This window comes from Janthinobacterium sp. GW823-FHT01H08, assembly GCF_058797855.1.
The window spans coordinates 5,571,429-5,587,265 of sequence record NZ_CM179504.1 but is presented as its reverse complement, the minus strand read 5'-3'; the positions used below and the strand labels follow the sequence as shown (position 1 = coordinate 5,587,265).

The window sequence follows — 15,837 nt, the reverse complement described above, 5'->3', positions numbered from 1 at the left end:
TCCTTAGCGGTTGGTGCGCGACATGAACATCAGGCGCTCGAACAGGTGCACGTCCTGCTCGTTTTTCAGCAGCGCCCCGTGCAGCGGCGGCACGACGGCCTTGTTGTCCTTGCTGCGCAGCGCTTCGGCTGGGATGTCCTCGGCCAGCAGGAGCTTGAGCCAGTCGAGGAATTCCGACGTCGACGGCTTTTTCTTCAGGCCCGGCACGTCGCGCACTTCATAGAAGGTTTGCAGCGCCTGCGCCAGCAATTCCTGTTTCAGGTGCGGGTAGTGGACGGCGACGATCTGCTCCATCGTGTCCTTGTCCGGGAATTTGATGTAGTGGAAGAAGCAGCGGCGCAGGAAGGCGTCCGGCAATTCCTTCTCGTTGTTCGAGGTGATGATGACGAGCGGTCGGTGGCGCGCCGTGACCATTTCGCGCGTCTCATACACATAGAATTCCATGCGGTCCAGTTCGCGCAGCAGGTCGTTCGGGAATTCGATGTCGGCCTTGTCGATTTCATCGATCAGCAGCACCACCGGTTCGGGCGCCGTGAATGCCTGCCACAGCACGCCCTTGACGATATAGTTCTGGATGTCGCGCACGCGCTCGTCGCCCAGCTGCGAATCGCGCAGGCGCGACACGGCGTCGTATTCGTACAGGCCCTGCTGCGCCTTGGTGGTCGATTTGATATGCCATTGCATCAGCGGCATGTTCAGCGCGGCGGCCACTTCCTCGGCCAGCATGGTCTTGCCCGTGCCCGGTTCGCCCTTGATCAGCAGCGGGCGTTGCAGGGTCAGCGCCGCATTCACGGCCAGTTTCAGGTCGGCGGTGGCGACATAGCTGTCGGAACCTTCGAAGCGTTGGCCTTGCTGGGTGTGCTGTGCTTGCATGAGCGGTCTGCCAAAGTAGGGAAATGGTGAGTATAAACAGAACTGTGGCGCGCTGCCACGCGGACGGCCTGTGCCTGCCTGCCGACAATGCGGGTTTTATAGGTGGACTTGCAAGAATATCTTGGCTAGAATCGGCAAGCAGCAGATTAATTGTCAACCTTAATTGTCAACACATAAAATCAATAAAAACCAGCTCTGGCGTTTCTCCGATTACCTTTGTTCACATTGCCACTATGAAAAAAATATTTGCACTTCTCGTGCTTGCCGGCATAGCAAATGCCGTCACAGCGGCTGACATTGTAGGAAACGCCAAGGCAGCCCCTGCCAAGGTGGAAATGTGTATCGGCTGCCACGGCATCCCCGGTTACAAGGCGACCTTCCCCGAAGTGTTCCAGGTGCCGATGATCGGCGGCCAGCCGGCAAAATATATCGAGAATGCGCTGCAAGCCTACAAGAAGGGCGACCGCAAGCACCCCAGCATGAAGGGCATCGCCAGCAGCCTGTCCGACCAGGATATCGCCGATGTCGCCGCGTACTATGCGCAACAAGCCAAGCCGAACTGAGGACCAGCCAGATGATGAAAACACTACTCGCCGCCCTCGTTTGCGCCACCGTCTCGTTTTCCGCCAGCGCCGCCGGTAATATCAACACGGGCAAGGCCCTGGCCGAAAAATACAGCTGCGCCACCTGCCACGGCAAGGATTACGGTTCGCCCATCGACCCGTCCTACCCGAAACTGGCGGGCCAGCACAGGGATTACCTGGAACACGCCTTGACGGCGTATAAACGGGGCGACAAGGCCAACGGCCGCAACAACGCCATCATGACGGGCCAGGTGAAGCCGCTGAGCAACCAGGACATCAAGGACCTGGCCGCCTACCTGCACAGCCTGCCGACCACCCTGGTGACCCACCGCTGAGTTTGAATTTACGTTTGAGTTCGGTTCAGGCTTTCAGTCCGACCCGGCGCGCCAGCTTGTGCAGATTGCTGGCGTCGAGCCCCAGTTGCCGCGCCGCGGCGGCCCAGTTATCCTGATGCAACGCCAGCGCTTGCCGGATGGCCTGGCGCTGGCTCGCTTCGACGATCTGATGCATGGACAGCGGCGCCGCCGGCATCGTGCACGCAGTTAGCACTGGCGGCAGCGCGTCCGCGCCGGCCGGCGCTTCCAGCGCATCGAGGTCGAGCATATCCGTTTCCAGCGTTACTATCTCTTTGCGGTCCGCGCCGCGGATCACGGCTTTCAGCGCGGCCCGGCTGATCACATGTTCCAGTTCGCGCACGTTGCCGGGCCAGCGGTAGTGGCACAGGGCGTTTTCCGCCGCGGCCGACAGGCGCAGGCTGCGCAAGCCCAGGCGCGCGCGGTTCAGTTCCAGGAAACCGCCCGCCAGCAGCAGCACGTCGTTGCCCCGCTCGCGCAGCGGCGGAATCGGCACGGGATAGACGGATAAACGGTGGTACAGATCGGCGCGGAACGAGCCGTCGCGCACATGTTCGCGCAGGCTGCGGTTGGTGGCGGCGATCACGCGCACGTTGACCCGGCGCGGCCGGTCCGCGCCCAGGCGCTGGATTTCGCCATTTTGCAAGGTGCGCAGCAGCTTGGCCTGTATCGACAGCGGCAATTCCCCCACTTCATCGAGAAACAGGGTGCCCCCTTCGGCCGCCTCGAAACGCCCGGGCCGGTCGCTGACGGCGCCGGAAAACGCACCGCGCACATGGCCAAACAATTCGCTCTCGGCCAGCGATTCCGGCAAGGCCGCGCAATTGACGTGGATCAATGGTTTGCCGGCGCGGCGCGACAGCCGGTGCAGGCGGTGCGCGCACAATTCCTTGCCCACGCCCGTCTCGCCCAGCAGCAGCACGGGCAGCTCGGCATCGGCGACCACCTGCAATTCGTGCAGCAAATGCGTGATGGCGCTGCTCTGGCCGACGAAGTCGTGTTCCTCGCGCGGGGCCTGCGCATCGGCCAGCATGGCGCCGCCCGACAGGCGCAGGGCGCGGATTTCCGTCTCCAGGCGCGTGACGCGCACGGCCGCCTCGATGGCGCAGGCCAGCTCGCCCAGGTCGCGCTGCGCTTGCGTATCGAAGGTGCCCACCCGCAGCGCGTCGAGCGTGATCACGCCCCAGCGTTCGCCTTCCAGGTCCAGCGCCATGCCCATGCAGTCGTGCACGGGCAGCGGTTCGCCGGCCCGCTCGGCGATCAGGCCGTCGTAGGGATCGGGCAGCGAGCTGTCGTGATGGAAGCACAGCACGCCGCGCCGCTGCAGGATGGCGGCCAGGCGCGGATGGTCGGCGACGGCGAAGCGGCGTCCCAGCGCGTCGCTGGCCAGGCCGGCCATCGCCACGGGGCGCAGGTGCTCGCCATCGAGCTTGAGCAAGGCCACGGCCTCGCAGCCGAAGTGCGCGCGCAGGCTGCCCACGAGGCGCTGCAGGCGCACGGCCACGGGCAGGTCGGCGACCAGGTCGGTGAGCAGCAGCAGGTGGATGGCGGTGGTGGTCATAAGTACCATGCAGGGTACAACGGACCACGCTTGAAAAGGGTCATATCGACCCTGCATTTTTCAAATCGTTGATTTAAAACAAGTTTTTCCTGGCACACCGTTTGCCTAGGTAAGGGTGCCGAACCGGCATACAAGACCAAGGAAAGCCTGATGAAAACGACTCCCTCCCTCCGCGCCATTGCCGCCGCCGTCTGCGTACTGGCCATACCCCTGTCCGTGCAAGCCCAGGTGAGCCTGCCGGCCAGCGCCGCCGCCACTGCGGCCGCTGTCAGCCAACCCTCTGCCGCCGCCGTGGTCAAGCGCTATGAACTGCAAACCAATATCGTCGACGGCAAGATGGTGTTCATCGATGCCAAGGGCCAGGTCAACCCCGTGCTGGCGGCCAAGGTGGGCGACACGGTCGAACTCGTGCTGAAAAGCGGCGAAGGCGCCGAGCACGATCTGCTGATCCCGGAACTGAACGTGGCATCAAACAAGTTCAGCGCCAATAGCGGCAGCACCACCGTGCGCTTCAAGGTCACGCGCGCCGGCACGTTCACCTATTACTGCTCGATTCCCGGCCACCGCCAGATCGGCATGGAAGGCAAGCTGGAAGTCGCCGGCACCTCGCTGGCCGAAGCCGGGGCACCGAAGGCCGCTGGCGCCGGCAGCGCTGCCGGCGAATCGAGCCAGGCCGCCGCGCTGGCCCTGTACACGCCCGCGCCGTCGCCGATGCGCGGCCCCGATCCATCGGCCGTCAGCGTGGCCGCCAATCCGGCGCAGGTGCCTTCCGCCATCGGCGCGCGCGCGCCGCAAACCCTGAAATACCGGATGGAGACGGTGGAACTGCCGGGCAAGCTCGATGACGGCACCAGCTTTACCTACTGGACCTTCAACCGGCAAGTGCCGGGCCCGATGCTGCGCGCGAAGGTGGGCGACACGGTGGAACTGACCCTGTTCAACGCCAAGGACAGCAAGATGATCCACTCGATCGACCTGCACGCGGTGACGGGCGGCCATGGCGGCGGACAGCACACGCAGGTGGCGCCGGGGTAGGAAAAGACGGTGACCTTCAAGGCGCTCAATCCGGGCCTGTTCGTCTACCACTGCGCCACGCCGCTGGTGCCGCAGCATATCGCGGCCGGCATGTACGGCATGATCCTCGTCGAACCGGAAGGCGGCCTGTCAAAAGTCGACCGCGAGTATTACGTGATGCAGGGCGAGATGTACACGGGCCGTCCGCACGGCGCCCCCGTGCACCAGGAACCGAACCTGGAAAAAATGGCCAATGAGCTGCCCGACTACTACGTCTTCAACGGCGAAGTGGGCGCCCTGAGCAAGACGCACAAACTGCAGGCGAAAGTCGGCGAGACCGTGCGCATCTATTTCGGTGTCGGCGGCCCGAACAAGATTTCATCATTCCACATCATCGGCGAGATCTTCGACAAGGTGTACAGCGAAGGCTCGATCAGCAGCCCGAAAAACGACGTGCAAACCACGCTCGTCGCACCGGGCGGCGCGACCATCGTCGAACTCAAGGTGCAGCACCCTGGCAGCTATCTGCTGGTCGACCATGCGCTGTCGCGCGCCGGCAAGGGCGCCGTGGGCGTGCTGGAAGTGACGGGCGAAGCCGTGCCCGGCGTCTACCACGCGGGCGCCGTCCAATAAAACAACCCCCCATTCATCATCAAGGAATTGCTATGGAAATGATCGACCTATCCCTGGGCCAGCTGGCCCGCCGCATCCCCGGCGCCACGCGCCTGTTCGATGCGCACCGCCTCGATTTCTGCTGCGGCGGCAACAAGACCCTGCGCGCGGCGGCTGAAGCGGCCGGCGTGGACACGGCGCCCATCGTCGAGGAACTGCAAGTGCTGGCCGGACGGATTGACGCCAGCGGCGAGCGTGACTGGCAGGACGCCCCGGCCGCCGAGCTGGTGGAACACATCCTGGCGCGCTACCACGCCGTGCACCGCGAGCAGCTGCCCGAGCTGATACGCCTGGCGCGCAAGGTCGAGCAGGTGCATGGCGACCGCGCCGACTGTCCGCACGGGCTGGCGGAACACCTGTCGGCCATGGCGCAGGAACTGGAAAGCCATATGCGCAAGGAGGAAGACGTGCTGTTCCCCATGATCGTGCGCGGCCAGGGCCCCCGGGCCGGCGCGCCCATCAACGTGATGCGCATGGAGCACGACGACCATGGCGTGGCCTTGCGCGCCATGGAGGCGATGACGAACGATATCACCGCACCAGGTGGCGCCTGCACCACCTGGCGCGCGCTGTACACGGGCCTGCGCACCTTCCGCGAAGATCTGATGGCGCACATCCATACTGAAAACAATATCCTGTTCGAGCGCTTTGCGCCGGCCGTGGTGCACTGACAAAGGAAAGACCCATGGGTCCCTACAAAAAACTCTGGTTCACCCTGATCGGTGTGCTGATCGTGACGTTTTTGCTGCTCGGCTACTACGGCACGGAAGTGTATCGGCACGCGCCGCCGATTCCCGCGCAAGTGCTGGCGCAGGATGGCCGGCAGCTGTTCGACCGCGAGGGCATCCTCGACGGCCAGACGGCCTGGCAATCCGTCGGCGGCATGCAGCTGGGCTCCATCTGGGGCCACGGCGCCTACCAGGCGCCCGACTGGACGGCCGACTGGCTGCACCGCGAATTGACGGCCTGGCTGGAACTGGCCGCGCAAGAGCAGCATGGCAAGGCATACGCGGCGCTCGACGGCCCCGCGCAGGCGGCGCTGCGCGAAGCGCTCAAGCTGGAATACCGCGGCAACCGTACCGATGATGCGCAAGTGCTGCATCTGTCGGCGCGCCGCGTGCAAGCCATCGCCAGCACGGCGCACTATTACGACCAGCTGTTCTCGGACGCGCCTGCGCTGCACGCCAGCCGCGAGCATTTCGCCATGAAGGAAAACACCTTGCCCAGCGCCGCGCGGCGCGCGCAGATGACGCAGTTCTTCTTCTGGACGGCGTGGGCCGCCGCCACCGAGCGTCCGGGCCAGAAAGTGACCTATACGAACAACTGGCCGCACGAACCGCTGATCGGCAACCAGCCAAGTGGCGAAAACCTCGTCTGGTCGGTCGCCAGCGTGGTGGTGCTGCTGGCCGGCGTGGGCTTCCTCGTCTGGGGCTGGGCCTTCTTGCGCGACCACGACGAAGCGCTGCCGGCGGCCGGTCCGCGCGATCCACTCACCACTTTCGCGCTGACGCCTTCGCAGCGGGGACTGGGCAAGTACCTGTTCCTCGTGGTGGCGCTGTTCATCTTCCAGGTCTTCATCGGCGGCTTTACGGCGCACTACACGGTGGAAGGACAGCAGTTCTACGGCATCGACGTGTCGCGCTGGTTCCCGTATGCGCTCACGCGCACCTGGCATATCCAGGCCGCGCTGTTCTGGATTGCCACCGGCTTCCTGGCCGCCGGCCTGTTCCTCGCCCCGCTGATCAATGGCGGCAAGGACCCCAAGTGGCAGCGCCTCGGTGTCGACGTGCTGTTCTGGGCCCTCGTCGCGGTCGTCGTCGGCTCGTTCATCGGCAATTACCTGGCCATCGCGCAAGTGATGCCGCCCGAGTGGAATTTCTGGCTCGGCCACCAGGGCTATGAATATGTGGACCTGGGACGCCTGTGGCAAATCGGCAAATTCGTCGGCATTCTGCTGTGGCTCGTGCTGATGTTGCGCGGCGTCGTGCCGGCCCTGCGCCAGCCGGGCGGCGACAGGAACCTGCTGGCGCTGCTGACCGCGTCCGTGGGCGCCATCGGCCTGTTCTACGGTGCCGGCCTGTTCTACGGCGAGCGCACGCATTTATCGGTGATGGAGTACTGGCGCTGGTGGGTGGTGCACCTGTGGGTGGAAGGCTTCTTCGAAGTCTTCGCCACCACGGCGCTGGCCTTCATCTTCTCGACCCTGGGCCTGGTGTCGGTGCGCATGGCCACGACGGCCAGCCTGGCGTCGGCCTCGCTGTTCATGCTCGGCGGCATACCCGGCACTTTCCACCACCTGTACTTTGCCGGCACCACCACGCCCGTGATGGCCATCGGCGCGAGCTTCAGCGCGCTGGAAGTGGTGCCGTTGATCGTGCTGGGCCATGAAGCGTGGGAAAACTGGCGCCTGAAGGAGCGCGCGCCATGGATGGAAAACCTGCGCTGGCCCATGATGTGCTTTGTCGCCGTCGCCTTCTGGAACATGCTGGGCGCCGGTGTGCTGGGCTTCATGATCAACCCGCCCGTGGCCTTGTACTATATCCAGGGCTTGAACACGACTCCCGTGCATGCGCATGCGGCGCTGTTCGGCGTGTACGGCTTCCTGGCGCTGGGCTTTACCTTGCTGGTGCTGCGTTATCTGCGGCCCGACTACCGCTTCAGCCCTGCGTTGATGAAGACGGCGTTCTGGGGTTTGAACGGGGGACTGGCGCTGATGATCTTTACCAGCTTGCTGCCGATTGGCATCATCCAGTTCCACGCCAGCGTGACGGAAGGCCTGTGGTATGCGCGCAGCGAAGGCTTCATGCAGCAGCCGCTGTTGCAGAACCTGCGCTGGATACGCACCTTCGGCGACGTGGTGTTCATCGTCGGCGCCGTCGCCATGGCGCTGCAGGTGGTGCTGGGCTTGCTGGACAAGGCGAAGGCACCCGCGCTGCCACAGGCGGTACGGCCAGCCTGATCGGTTGCTGCGCCGCCGAGTGTTGTTGATCGATCTCCCGAAGCCGTGCTAGCCACGGCTTTTTTCATATATGGCCAGGAAGACGAGGCCGGCGACCAGCGGGATATTTTTCGTCAGCGGCCCGAAAGGGTGTATCAGGAATTCCGGCAGGAAGACGGCGATCACCAGTGTATAGCCGGCCACCAGCGCGCACTGCGTCCACCATAGCAACGGCCTGGCATGGAACAGCGAGGCGATGCCCATGGCTAGGTCGGCCAGGCAGGAGGCGGCAAACACGTGTTCCGTATGCAGCGTGATGCCGCTGCGGCGCAGCCATGCGAGCGATTCGGCATGCGGATACAGATACCAGGACACAAACGCCGTCCATAGCCAGATAAAGGCCATGCCGAGGCGCATGGCCCAGTACAGCCCTTGCAGCTTGGCTGGCGTCATGGCGCGGGCTTGGCAACCATCAGCCAGTAGACCAGCATGAGCGCGGCAAATGCGGGCACGCCAAGCCAGAACCAGCAGCGCGCATAGAACCAGTACAGGCGCGGCAGCGGTGTGCCCGTGTCATCAGCCAGGCGGGCCAGGCTGCGCATGCGGATCTGCAGCCATACCACGGGTAACCAGCAGGCGCCGGCCACCGCATACAGCAGCATCGAGGCGAGGACCCAGCCGGACAGGATCGGATAGCCGGCCAGGTGCGCCAGGGCCAGTCCGGACAGCGGCTGGACAATGACGGCCGGCGTGGTGAACAGCCAGTCGGCCAGCACGGTCTTTTCGGCCGACAGGCGGATCGCACGCACCTCGCCATCCCGGTCGTTGATCCACTTGAAGAAAGCGATGCCGATGCCAGTGCCAAACAGGATGGTGGCGCTGAGGATGTGCAGCCATTTGACGAACAGGTACCAGCTCATGCCGGTACCTCGGTCACGTCATGGCCTTGCAGCGCGGCCAGGTAATTTTCCACCGTGAGCAGGCCGACGCAGGGCATCGCGCCGCGCGGTAGCGGCGCGCCACCGCTGCTGGCGCCGGCCAACCGGTTCGCCAGCGCGATCGACGCGCCGCACGGGATATGCGGGCCGTGGTTTTGCGCCGCCAGCAATTGCCAGGTCAGCGTCAGCGGCAGGCCATCGAGTCCCGTGCCTTGCAGCGTCACGAACATCGCGCCTTTGTCGCTGACCAGCGGTTCCACCCATTGGCTGATGGCGTGCAATGGCCTGGCCAGCGGCAGCAGGCTGCGCAACAGGCCCAGGCGCACCAGTTGCGCGGCGGCCCAGACGAACAGATGGCCGGGCGCACCGGCAAAACCGGCGTGAAAAGTGACGGTGTCGAGGCCCGGATAGCGTTGCGGGAACAGCGCCAGGTCGGGCACGTCGCAGCTGCCCAGCAAGCGCCGTCCCACGGGCGCGGCAAAGCGGTGGCGCTTCAGGTCGAGCCAGCCGTGCGTGGTCTGCTGGGTGCCGGCAACCAGGCGCTGGAACGGTTTGCCACAGTACGAGAAGATGCCGGCCATGGTGGCGATGCCCGGCGCGCGGGCGCCGGAGGCGATGCCGTGGCGGATCGATGTGAGCTGGCGAAAGCGCGGCAGGTAGCGGTCTACCACGGCTGAGGACAGCGCTGGCAGCGAGCTGGCGCCGCTGGTGACGAACACGCCGCGCTGGCGCGCCAGGTCGTCGAGGCTGGCGATGCCGGCGACAAAATCGCGGCCGTCGGCCAGGTCGATATAGTTGGCGCCGGCATCAATCGCCGCATCGGCGACGCGGTAATCCTGGCCCTGGAACGGGCCGGCGGTATGGATCAGCGTATCGACGCCCAGTTCGGCCAGGCGCCGCGCCAGATCAGGTGCATCGGCATCGAGCGCCAGTGCTTGCCGCGGCGGCAAGCCCAATTGCGCCGCCAGTGCCCTGGCCCTGGCGGCGTCGCGCCCGGCCACCAGCAGATGGATATCCTGGTTGCCGGCTAGCGCCTGGCAAATGCGCGTGCCGAAAAAACCGTAACCGCCGAGTACGAGAATGGTGTGATGGGCCAAGATATCCTTCAGTGGCTGAGTTTCTTGGCAACATGATACTACCTGATCAGCGGCGCCGCACGCAGTCGATATACGCGTCCGTATCCGGCGGCAAGCCCGAGCGCTGCGAAGCCCAGATCATCTGGCCCAGACATTCCATCACTTCGTGCTGGGCCGCATGGGCCGAATCGAGGCGCTGGGTCAGTTGCTGGACGGCCGGGCGGATGCCGCGCGGCTGGTCCACCTGTACCTGCTCCGTGATCGACAGATGCATGGACAGGTGCAGGAAAGGATTGGCCTGGCCCCCTTCGACGGAGTAATCGCGCGCCAGCGCCGCTTCGACGTCGGAGAGCTCGTTTTCATACTCGGGATGTTCGAGGATCCAGTCGAGCGCGATGGCTTCCATCGGCGTGAGGATTTCGTGGGCGCGGTGCTTGCGCAAGGTGTCGCAAAAGAAGCGGCGCACGTCGTCGGAAGAGGGGTTGAACATGGCTGTAGGACTGTGGCTAAGGGGCAGCCGGCATTGTACCGCGTACGTCAATTCAAGGCATCGGGGATGCCCTTTTTGCCGTCCGGCGTCCGCTTTCGTGACCCGATAGTCACCGCAATTTAATACCCTGCAGTAAGTATTATCCACTACCGCCACGGCCCGGCGGCGCCAAATAACGGTGATAAAATCGCCGCTCTTGATATTTGCTCTGGACACGACGGCGATTTTGTTGCCATTGCGTGCTTCCATTGCCCGCACCTTTGCCACCAGATCTTGCTCCTGGCTTATCCCGGAGCGCGGCAGCATGCCTATCACCATCAACCTTGACCTGTCCGGCCGCCCTGGCGTTCCGGCTGGCCGGCTGTTTTTCATTCAACACAGCGATGGTGCCGCCACGGTGGCGCGCAAGAATCATCCTTCAGTATTCATAAACGGAGTTACGTATGCGTAAATCGCTATTACTTTTGATGTCGTGCCTGATCCTGGCGGCATGTAACAAGACCCCTCCGGCCTCGTCCGAAAAACCGGTCGACGTGCTGCTGATCGGCGCCGGCACCATGAGCGCCACCCTGGGCAGCATGCTCAAGGAACTCGATCCCTCGCTGACGATGGAAATGGTCGAGCGCCTCGATTCCGTGGCCGCCGAAAGCTCGGACGCGATGAACAACGCAGGCACGGGCCACTCGGCATTTGCCGAACTGAACTACACGCCCGAAGCGGCCGACGGCAGCATCGAGACCAAGAAAGCCGTTGCCATCAACGAGCAATTCGAAATTTCCAAGCAATTCTGGGCCTATCAGGTGGCCAACAAGCACCTGGGTGCGCCGCAAACCTTCATCAACAACGTGCCGCACATGGCCTTTGTGTGGGGCGACGACAATATTGCCTTTTTGAAGAAGCGCTACGCCGCGCTGCAAAAGGAAAACCTGTTCAAGGGCATGCTGTACTCGGAAGACCAGGCGCAGATCGAGCAATGGGCGCCGCTCGTCATGCAAGGGCGCGACAAGGGCCAGAAAGTGGCGGCGACGCGCATGGAGATCGGTACCGACGTCAATTTCGGCAACCTCACGCGCGGTCTCGTGAAATACCTGACGGACAGCCACGGCATGGTGCTGCACCTGCGCCACCAGGTGGAAGACATCCGGCGCGGCGCCGACGGCGTGTGGAACGTGACGGTGAAAGACCTGGCTGCCGGCAAGGAAAAGACCATGCGCGCCAAGTTCGTCTTCATCGGCGCCGGCGGCGGTTCTCTGCCGCTGCTGGAAAAATCGGGTATTCCTGAAGCCAAGGGCTACGGCGGCGTGCCGGTGGGCGGCCAATGGCTGGTGACCACCAATCCGGAACTGGTGGCGGCGCATGCGGCCAAGGTCTACGGCAAGGCGTCCGTCGGTTCGCCGCCGATGTCCGTGCCGCATCTGGACACGCGCATCATTGATGGCAAGAAAGCCCTGCTGTTTGGACCGTTTGCCACCTTCTCGACGAAGTTCCTGAAAAACGGCTCGTGGATCGACTTGCCTGCCTCGATCGGCACGGGCAATGTGAAACCGATGCTGCAAGCCGGCTACGACAATATTCCGCTGACGAAGTATCTGGTGGAACAGGTCATGAATACGCCGGAAGACCGCCTGAAGACCCTGCGCGAATACTTGCCGAACGCCAAGATGGAAGACTGGACCCTGCAAAACGCCGGCCAGCGCGTGCAGATCGTCAAGGATGACCCTGTCAAAGGCGGCTTGCTGCAGTTTGGCACGGAAGTCGTCGGCGCCGCCGATGGCAGCATCGTCGCCTTGCTGGGTGCTTCGCCAGGCGCCTCGACCGCGCCGCCCATCATGATCAAGGTGCTGCAAACGGCCTTCAAGAGCCGCCTGGCCACGCCGGAATGGCAAGCGAAGATGGTGGAAATGGTGCCGTCGTACGGTCAAAAGCTGAACAACGACCCGGCCCTGGCCAACAAGATCCGCCATTACAGCAGCAATATCCTGGGCTTGAAAGCCATCACGCTCGACGTTCCCGCTGCTGCGCCAGCGCCGGCGGCAAACTAAGCCAGCCTGACCGGCAGGGGAGTTTCCTGCCGGCATGAAAAAAGGGGCAGCCTGTTCAGGCTGCCCCTTTTGCGTGGGAGCGTGCGTTCATTGCGGCGGACTACTCCTTGCCCGGCAAGATCAGCTCCGGCGTACACCCTTCGGCGGCGATGCCGTCGCAAGGCTTGGCCAGTGCCGCGCCGTCCTGTGCCCGTGGCGCATGGGGCTGGCGCAGGTAGCGCGACGTGTGGCGATGCGCTTGCTGTGCGTTGCCATGCACGGGCCAGGTCAGGAAGCGGGACAGCTCCTGCAAGGCGCGCTGGTACACATCGCGTTTAAATTCAATGACGACATCGAGCGGGACCCAGTATTCATGCCAGCGCCAGGCGTCGAACTCGGGATGGTCGGTCAGGCGCAGATTGACGTCGTTATCGCGCGCGCACATTCTCAGCAGAAACCAAATCTGCTTCTGGCCACGGTAATGGCCGCGAATCTCGCGCTTGATGAAGTGGTCTGGCACTTCATAGCGCAGCCAGTCGCGGGTGCGGCCGACAATTTTGACGTGTTCCTGTCTGAGTCCGATTTCCTCTTCAAGTTCGCGAAACATGGCTTGTTCCGGTGTTTCGCCATATTTGATACCGCCTTGCGGAAACTGCCATGAGTGCTCGCGCACCCGCTTGCCCCACCACACCTCGTTCTGGGCGTTTAGCAGGATGATGCCGACGTTGGGCCGAAACCCTTCACGGTCGAGCATAATGCACCTCAAACTTTCTGCGACCGAGCGTCCTTTTTTACATAATTACCCACAACTTCGCAAGCCGGTGACCTTTTCGGGGTGCGAAAAGCGCCGGAATCGCACCAATTGAGCGCATTTGTGTAAAGTATGGACGCATCAGCCAGCTAATCCTTTAAAATTAGGTTGATTATAACCCTCTCTTTTTAAAAAGAATTCACCGTTATGCGCGCCTCCCGTTTTTTTATTTCCACACTTAAAGATGCACCTTCTGACGCGGAAATCGTCAGCCACCAATTGATGATGCGTGCAGGCATGATCAAACGCCTCGGTTCCGGCATCTATACCTACATGCCGATGGGCTTGCGCGTGATCCGCAAGGTGGAAGCCATCATCCGTGACGAGATGAACAAAGCCGCCGGTATCGAACTGCTGATGCCGCTCGTGCAGCCGGCCGAACTGTGGCAGGAAACGGGCCGCTGGACCAAGATGGGCGACGAACTGATGCGCGTGAAAGACCGCCACGGCCGCGAATACGCGATCCAGCCCACGTCGGAAGAAGTCATCACGGACGTCGTGCGCACGGAAATCAAGTCCTACCGCCAGTTGCCGTTGAACTTTTATCACATCCAGACCAAGTTCCGCGACGAGCGCCGCCCACGTTTCGGCCTGATGCGCGGCCGCGAATTCACCATGAAGGACGCGTATTCGTTCGACCGCGACCTGGCCGGCATGCAGGCGTCGTACAAGGTCATGTTTGACGCCTACACGCGCATCTTCACGCGTTTCGGCCTGAAATTCCGCGCCGTGGCGGCCGACAACGGCGCCATCGGCGGTTCCGGTTCGCATGAATTCCACGTCATCGCCCACACGGGCGAAGACGCGCTTGTGTACTGCCCGACCTCCGACTACGCCGCCAACATGGAAGCGGCCGAAGCGCTGCCGCCAGCGGGCGAGCGCCCGGCTGCCAGCCAGGCGCTGACGAAAACGGCCACGCCGGACACCGTCAAGTGCGAAACCGTGGCCGCCCTGCTGGGCCTGGAGCTGTCGCGCACCGTGAAAACCATCGCCCTGACGGTGGAAACGACGGGCAAGGATGAAAAAATCACGAAACAGCATTTCATGCTGCTGCTGCGCGGCGACCATGAATTGAACGAGATCAAGGTGGGCAAGGTTGCCGGCCTGGCCGGTCACCGTTTCTCGACGGAAGCGGAAATCCTGGAAGTCTACGGCACCATTCCCGGCTACCTGGGCCCGATCGGCACGAAGGCACCGGTCACCGTGGTGGCGGACCGCACGGTCGCCCACATGAGCGACTTCGTCTGCGGCGCGAATGACGCCGGTTTCCACTACACGGGCGCCAACTGGGGCCGTGACGTGGCCGAGCCTGCCATCGTGGCCGACTTGCGCAACGTCGTCGCCGGCGACGCGTCGCCGGACGGCCAGGGCGCCCTGGCCATCGAGCGCGGCATCGAAGTGGGTCACGTGTTCCAGCTGGGTACGGCGTACTCGGAAAGCATGAAAGCCACCTTCCTCGACGAAAACGGCAAGCCTGCGCCGCTGCAGATGGGTTGCTACGGCATCGGCGTGACGCGCATCCTGGGCGCCGCCATCGAACAGAACTTCGATGACAAGGGCATCATCTGGCCCGCCTCGATCGCGCCGTTCGAAGTCGTGCTGTGCCCGATGGGCATGGACCGCAGCGAACTGGTCAAGGAAGAGACGGAGAAGCTGTACGCGGCCCTGCAAGGCGCCGGCGTGGACGTCATCGTCGACGACCGCGGCTTGCGCCCTGGCGCCATGTTCGCTGACTGGGAACTGATTGGCGTGCCGCACCGCATCGTCATCGGCGAGCGGGGCCTGAAAGAAGGCAAGCTGGAATACCAGGGCCGCCGCGATGCGGAAGCGACCGGCGTTGCGCCGGACGAGATCGTTGCCTTCATCCAGGGCCAAATGGCGCAGTGAAGCGCTTATCGGTAAGCAAGGCGGCCGGCGCGCTCGCGCTGGCCGCCGGCCTGGCCTGCGTTTCCTTTGCGCAGGCCGGCAACCAGAAAGAGGAGGCGCTGGCCGACTCCGTCCGCCTGGCCCTGTCGCATGCGATCCGCGACGAACGCCCGCCGCAGCCCAAATTTGTCACGCCCGCCGACCTGCAGCGCTACCAGCAATGGCTGGCGCAGATGTCGTCACGTCTGCAGCGCAAGCTGCCGGACGCGCAGCTGCGCACGGAATTCCTGGAAACCGTGTGGTACGAGTCGCGCCGCGCGGGCCTGGAACCGGCGCTGGTGCTGGGCCTGATCCAGGTGGAGTCGGCCTACCGCAAATATGCCGTCTCGCTGGCCGGCGCGCGTGGCTACATGCAGGTGATGCCGTTCTGGACGGGCGTCATCGGTGATAGCGACCGCAGCAAGCTGTTCCACATGCAGACGAATCTGCGCTACGGCTGCGCGATCCTGCGCATGTACCTGGATATGGAAAAGGGCGATTTGTACCTGGCGCTGGGCCGGTATAACGGCAGCCGGGGCCGGGCCGAGTATCCGAATGCGGTAAGGGCGGCTTGGAAGCAGTGGGAAGTCAAATAAAGGCT

The 15,837-nt window shown here is 63.6% G+C and carries 17 protein-coding genes; 10 read left to right on the top strand and 7 right to left on the bottom strand.

Annotated elements, in window-relative coordinates; all coding sequences use genetic code 11:
• Positions 1-3 precede the first annotated feature (3 nt).
• Positions 4-873 carry an AAA family ATPase gene (locus AC3RCG_RS25065; RefSeq protein ID WP_034746522.1) on the bottom strand — a complete coding sequence of 290 codons (870 nt, stop codon included), beginning with the start codon at positions 871-873 and terminating at the stop codon, positions 4-6.
• Positions 874-1,106: 233 nt separating this feature from the next.
• Here AC3RCG_RS25065 and AC3RCG_RS25060 point away from each other — a divergent pair, with 233 nt between their 5' ends.
• Entirely contained in the window at positions 1,107-1,436 is a 330-nt protein-coding gene (locus AC3RCG_RS25060; protein ID WP_046684254.1) for a c-type cytochrome, read from the top strand.
• Positions 1,437-1,450: 14 nt separating this feature from the next.
• A complete protein-coding gene (locus AC3RCG_RS25055) occupies positions 1,451-1,792 on the top strand; it encodes a c-type cytochrome (protein WP_099410807.1) in 342 nt (113 codons plus the stop codon).
• A gap of 25 nt (positions 1,793-1,817) precedes the next feature.
• Here AC3RCG_RS25055 and norR read toward each other — a convergent pair whose 3' ends face one another.
• On the bottom strand, positions 1,818-3,371 hold the full coding sequence (norR, locus tag AC3RCG_RS25050) for a nitric oxide reductase transcriptional regulator NorR (RefSeq protein WP_492402316.1): 1,554 nt from the start codon (positions 3,369-3,371) through the stop codon (positions 1,818-1,820).
• 150 nt (positions 3,372-3,521) lie between these two features.
• On the opposite strand from norR, the gene AC3RCG_RS25045 reads away from it, so the two are divergent.
• From AC3RCG_RS25045 to AC3RCG_RS25030, 4 genes are read left to right on the top strand one after another with little or no spacing between them, the layout of a single operon-like run.
• Complete coding sequence (locus AC3RCG_RS25045) at positions 3,522-4,406, top strand: multicopper oxidase domain-containing protein (RefSeq protein ID WP_492402317.1); 885 nt, start codon at positions 3,522-3,524, stop codon at positions 4,404-4,406.
• A 9-nt stretch (positions 4,407-4,415) separates the two neighbouring features.
• Positions 4,416-5,018: a multicopper oxidase domain-containing protein gene (locus tag AC3RCG_RS25040; RefSeq protein ID WP_492402318.1), complete on the top strand. Its 603-nt coding sequence runs from the start codon at positions 4,416-4,418 to the stop codon at positions 5,016-5,018.
• 32 nt (positions 5,019-5,050) lie between these two features.
• On the top strand, positions 5,051-5,728 hold the full coding sequence (gene ytfE, locus AC3RCG_RS25035; protein ID WP_099410754.1) for an iron-sulfur cluster repair protein YtfE: 678 nt from the start codon (positions 5,051-5,053) through the stop codon (positions 5,726-5,728).
• A gap of 14 nt (positions 5,729-5,742) precedes the next feature.
• Complete coding sequence (locus AC3RCG_RS25030) at positions 5,743-8,016, top strand: nitric-oxide reductase large subunit (RefSeq protein ID WP_492402319.1); 2,274 nt, start codon at positions 5,743-5,745, stop codon at positions 8,014-8,016.
• A 48-nt stretch (positions 8,017-8,064) separates the two neighbouring features.
• Here the strand turns inward: AC3RCG_RS25030 and AC3RCG_RS25025 are convergent, their stop codons facing one another.
• The 4 genes from AC3RCG_RS25025 to AC3RCG_RS25010 are packed head-to-tail and all read right to left on the bottom strand — an operon-like array spanning position 8,065 to position 10,499.
• The gene (locus AC3RCG_RS25025; protein WP_492402320.1) at positions 8,065-8,448 is read right to left on the bottom strand and encodes a DoxX-like family protein; all 384 of its coding nucleotides are present in this window, start codon (positions 8,446-8,448) and stop codon (positions 8,065-8,067) included.
• On the bottom strand, positions 8,445-8,915 hold the full coding sequence (locus AC3RCG_RS25020; protein WP_492402321.1) for a DUF2269 family protein: 471 nt from the start codon (positions 8,913-8,915) through the stop codon (positions 8,445-8,447). The genes AC3RCG_RS25025 and AC3RCG_RS25020 overlap by 4 nt, the downstream gene beginning before the upstream one ends.
• Positions 8,912-10,030 carry a saccharopine dehydrogenase family protein gene (locus tag AC3RCG_RS25015; RefSeq protein WP_492402322.1) on the bottom strand — a complete coding sequence of 373 codons (1,119 nt, stop codon included), beginning with the start codon at positions 10,028-10,030 and terminating at the stop codon, positions 8,912-8,914. The genes AC3RCG_RS25020 and AC3RCG_RS25015 overlap by 4 nt, the downstream gene beginning before the upstream one ends.
• 46 nt (positions 10,031-10,076) lie before the next feature.
• Positions 10,077-10,499, bottom strand: coding sequence for a DUF1841 family protein (locus AC3RCG_RS25010; RefSeq protein ID WP_070218599.1), 423 nt, complete (start codon positions 10,497-10,499; stop codon positions 10,077-10,079).
• Positions 10,500-10,803: 304 nt separating this feature from the next.
• On the opposite strand from AC3RCG_RS25010, the gene AC3RCG_RS25005 reads away from it, so the two are divergent.
• Both AC3RCG_RS25005 and mqo read left to right on the top strand, forming a co-directional pair.
• Positions 10,804-10,950 (top strand): hypothetical protein, encoded by a 147-nt coding sequence (locus AC3RCG_RS25005; RefSeq protein ID WP_409027832.1) that lies wholly within the window; start codon positions 10,804-10,806, stop codon positions 10,948-10,950.
• Complete coding sequence (mqo, locus tag AC3RCG_RS25000) at positions 10,943-12,541, top strand: malate dehydrogenase (quinone) (RefSeq protein ID WP_409027833.1); 1,599 nt, start codon at positions 10,943-10,945, stop codon at positions 12,539-12,541. The genes AC3RCG_RS25005 and mqo overlap by 8 nt, the downstream gene beginning before the upstream one ends.
• A gap of 100 nt (positions 12,542-12,641) precedes the next feature.
• Here the strand turns inward: mqo and AC3RCG_RS24995 are convergent, their stop codons facing one another.
• Positions 12,642-13,274, bottom strand: a complete 633-nt coding sequence (locus AC3RCG_RS24995) for an RNA pyrophosphohydrolase (RefSeq protein ID WP_070218597.1) — start codon at positions 13,272-13,274, stop codon at positions 12,642-12,644.
• Between the two features lie 204 nt (positions 13,275-13,478).
• On the opposite strand from AC3RCG_RS24995, the gene AC3RCG_RS24990 reads away from it, so the two are divergent.
• Both AC3RCG_RS24990 and AC3RCG_RS24985 read left to right on the top strand, forming a co-directional pair.
• Complete coding sequence (locus AC3RCG_RS24990; RefSeq protein ID WP_492402323.1) at positions 13,479-15,218, top strand: proline--tRNA ligase; 1,740 nt, start codon at positions 13,479-13,481, stop codon at positions 15,216-15,218.
• On the top strand, positions 15,215-15,832 hold the full coding sequence (locus AC3RCG_RS24985) for a lytic transglycosylase domain-containing protein (RefSeq protein ID WP_070310115.1): 618 nt from the start codon (positions 15,215-15,217) through the stop codon (positions 15,830-15,832). Before AC3RCG_RS24990 ends, AC3RCG_RS24985 begins: the two co-directional genes overlap by 4 nt.
• Positions 15,833-15,837 lie beyond the last annotated feature (5 nt).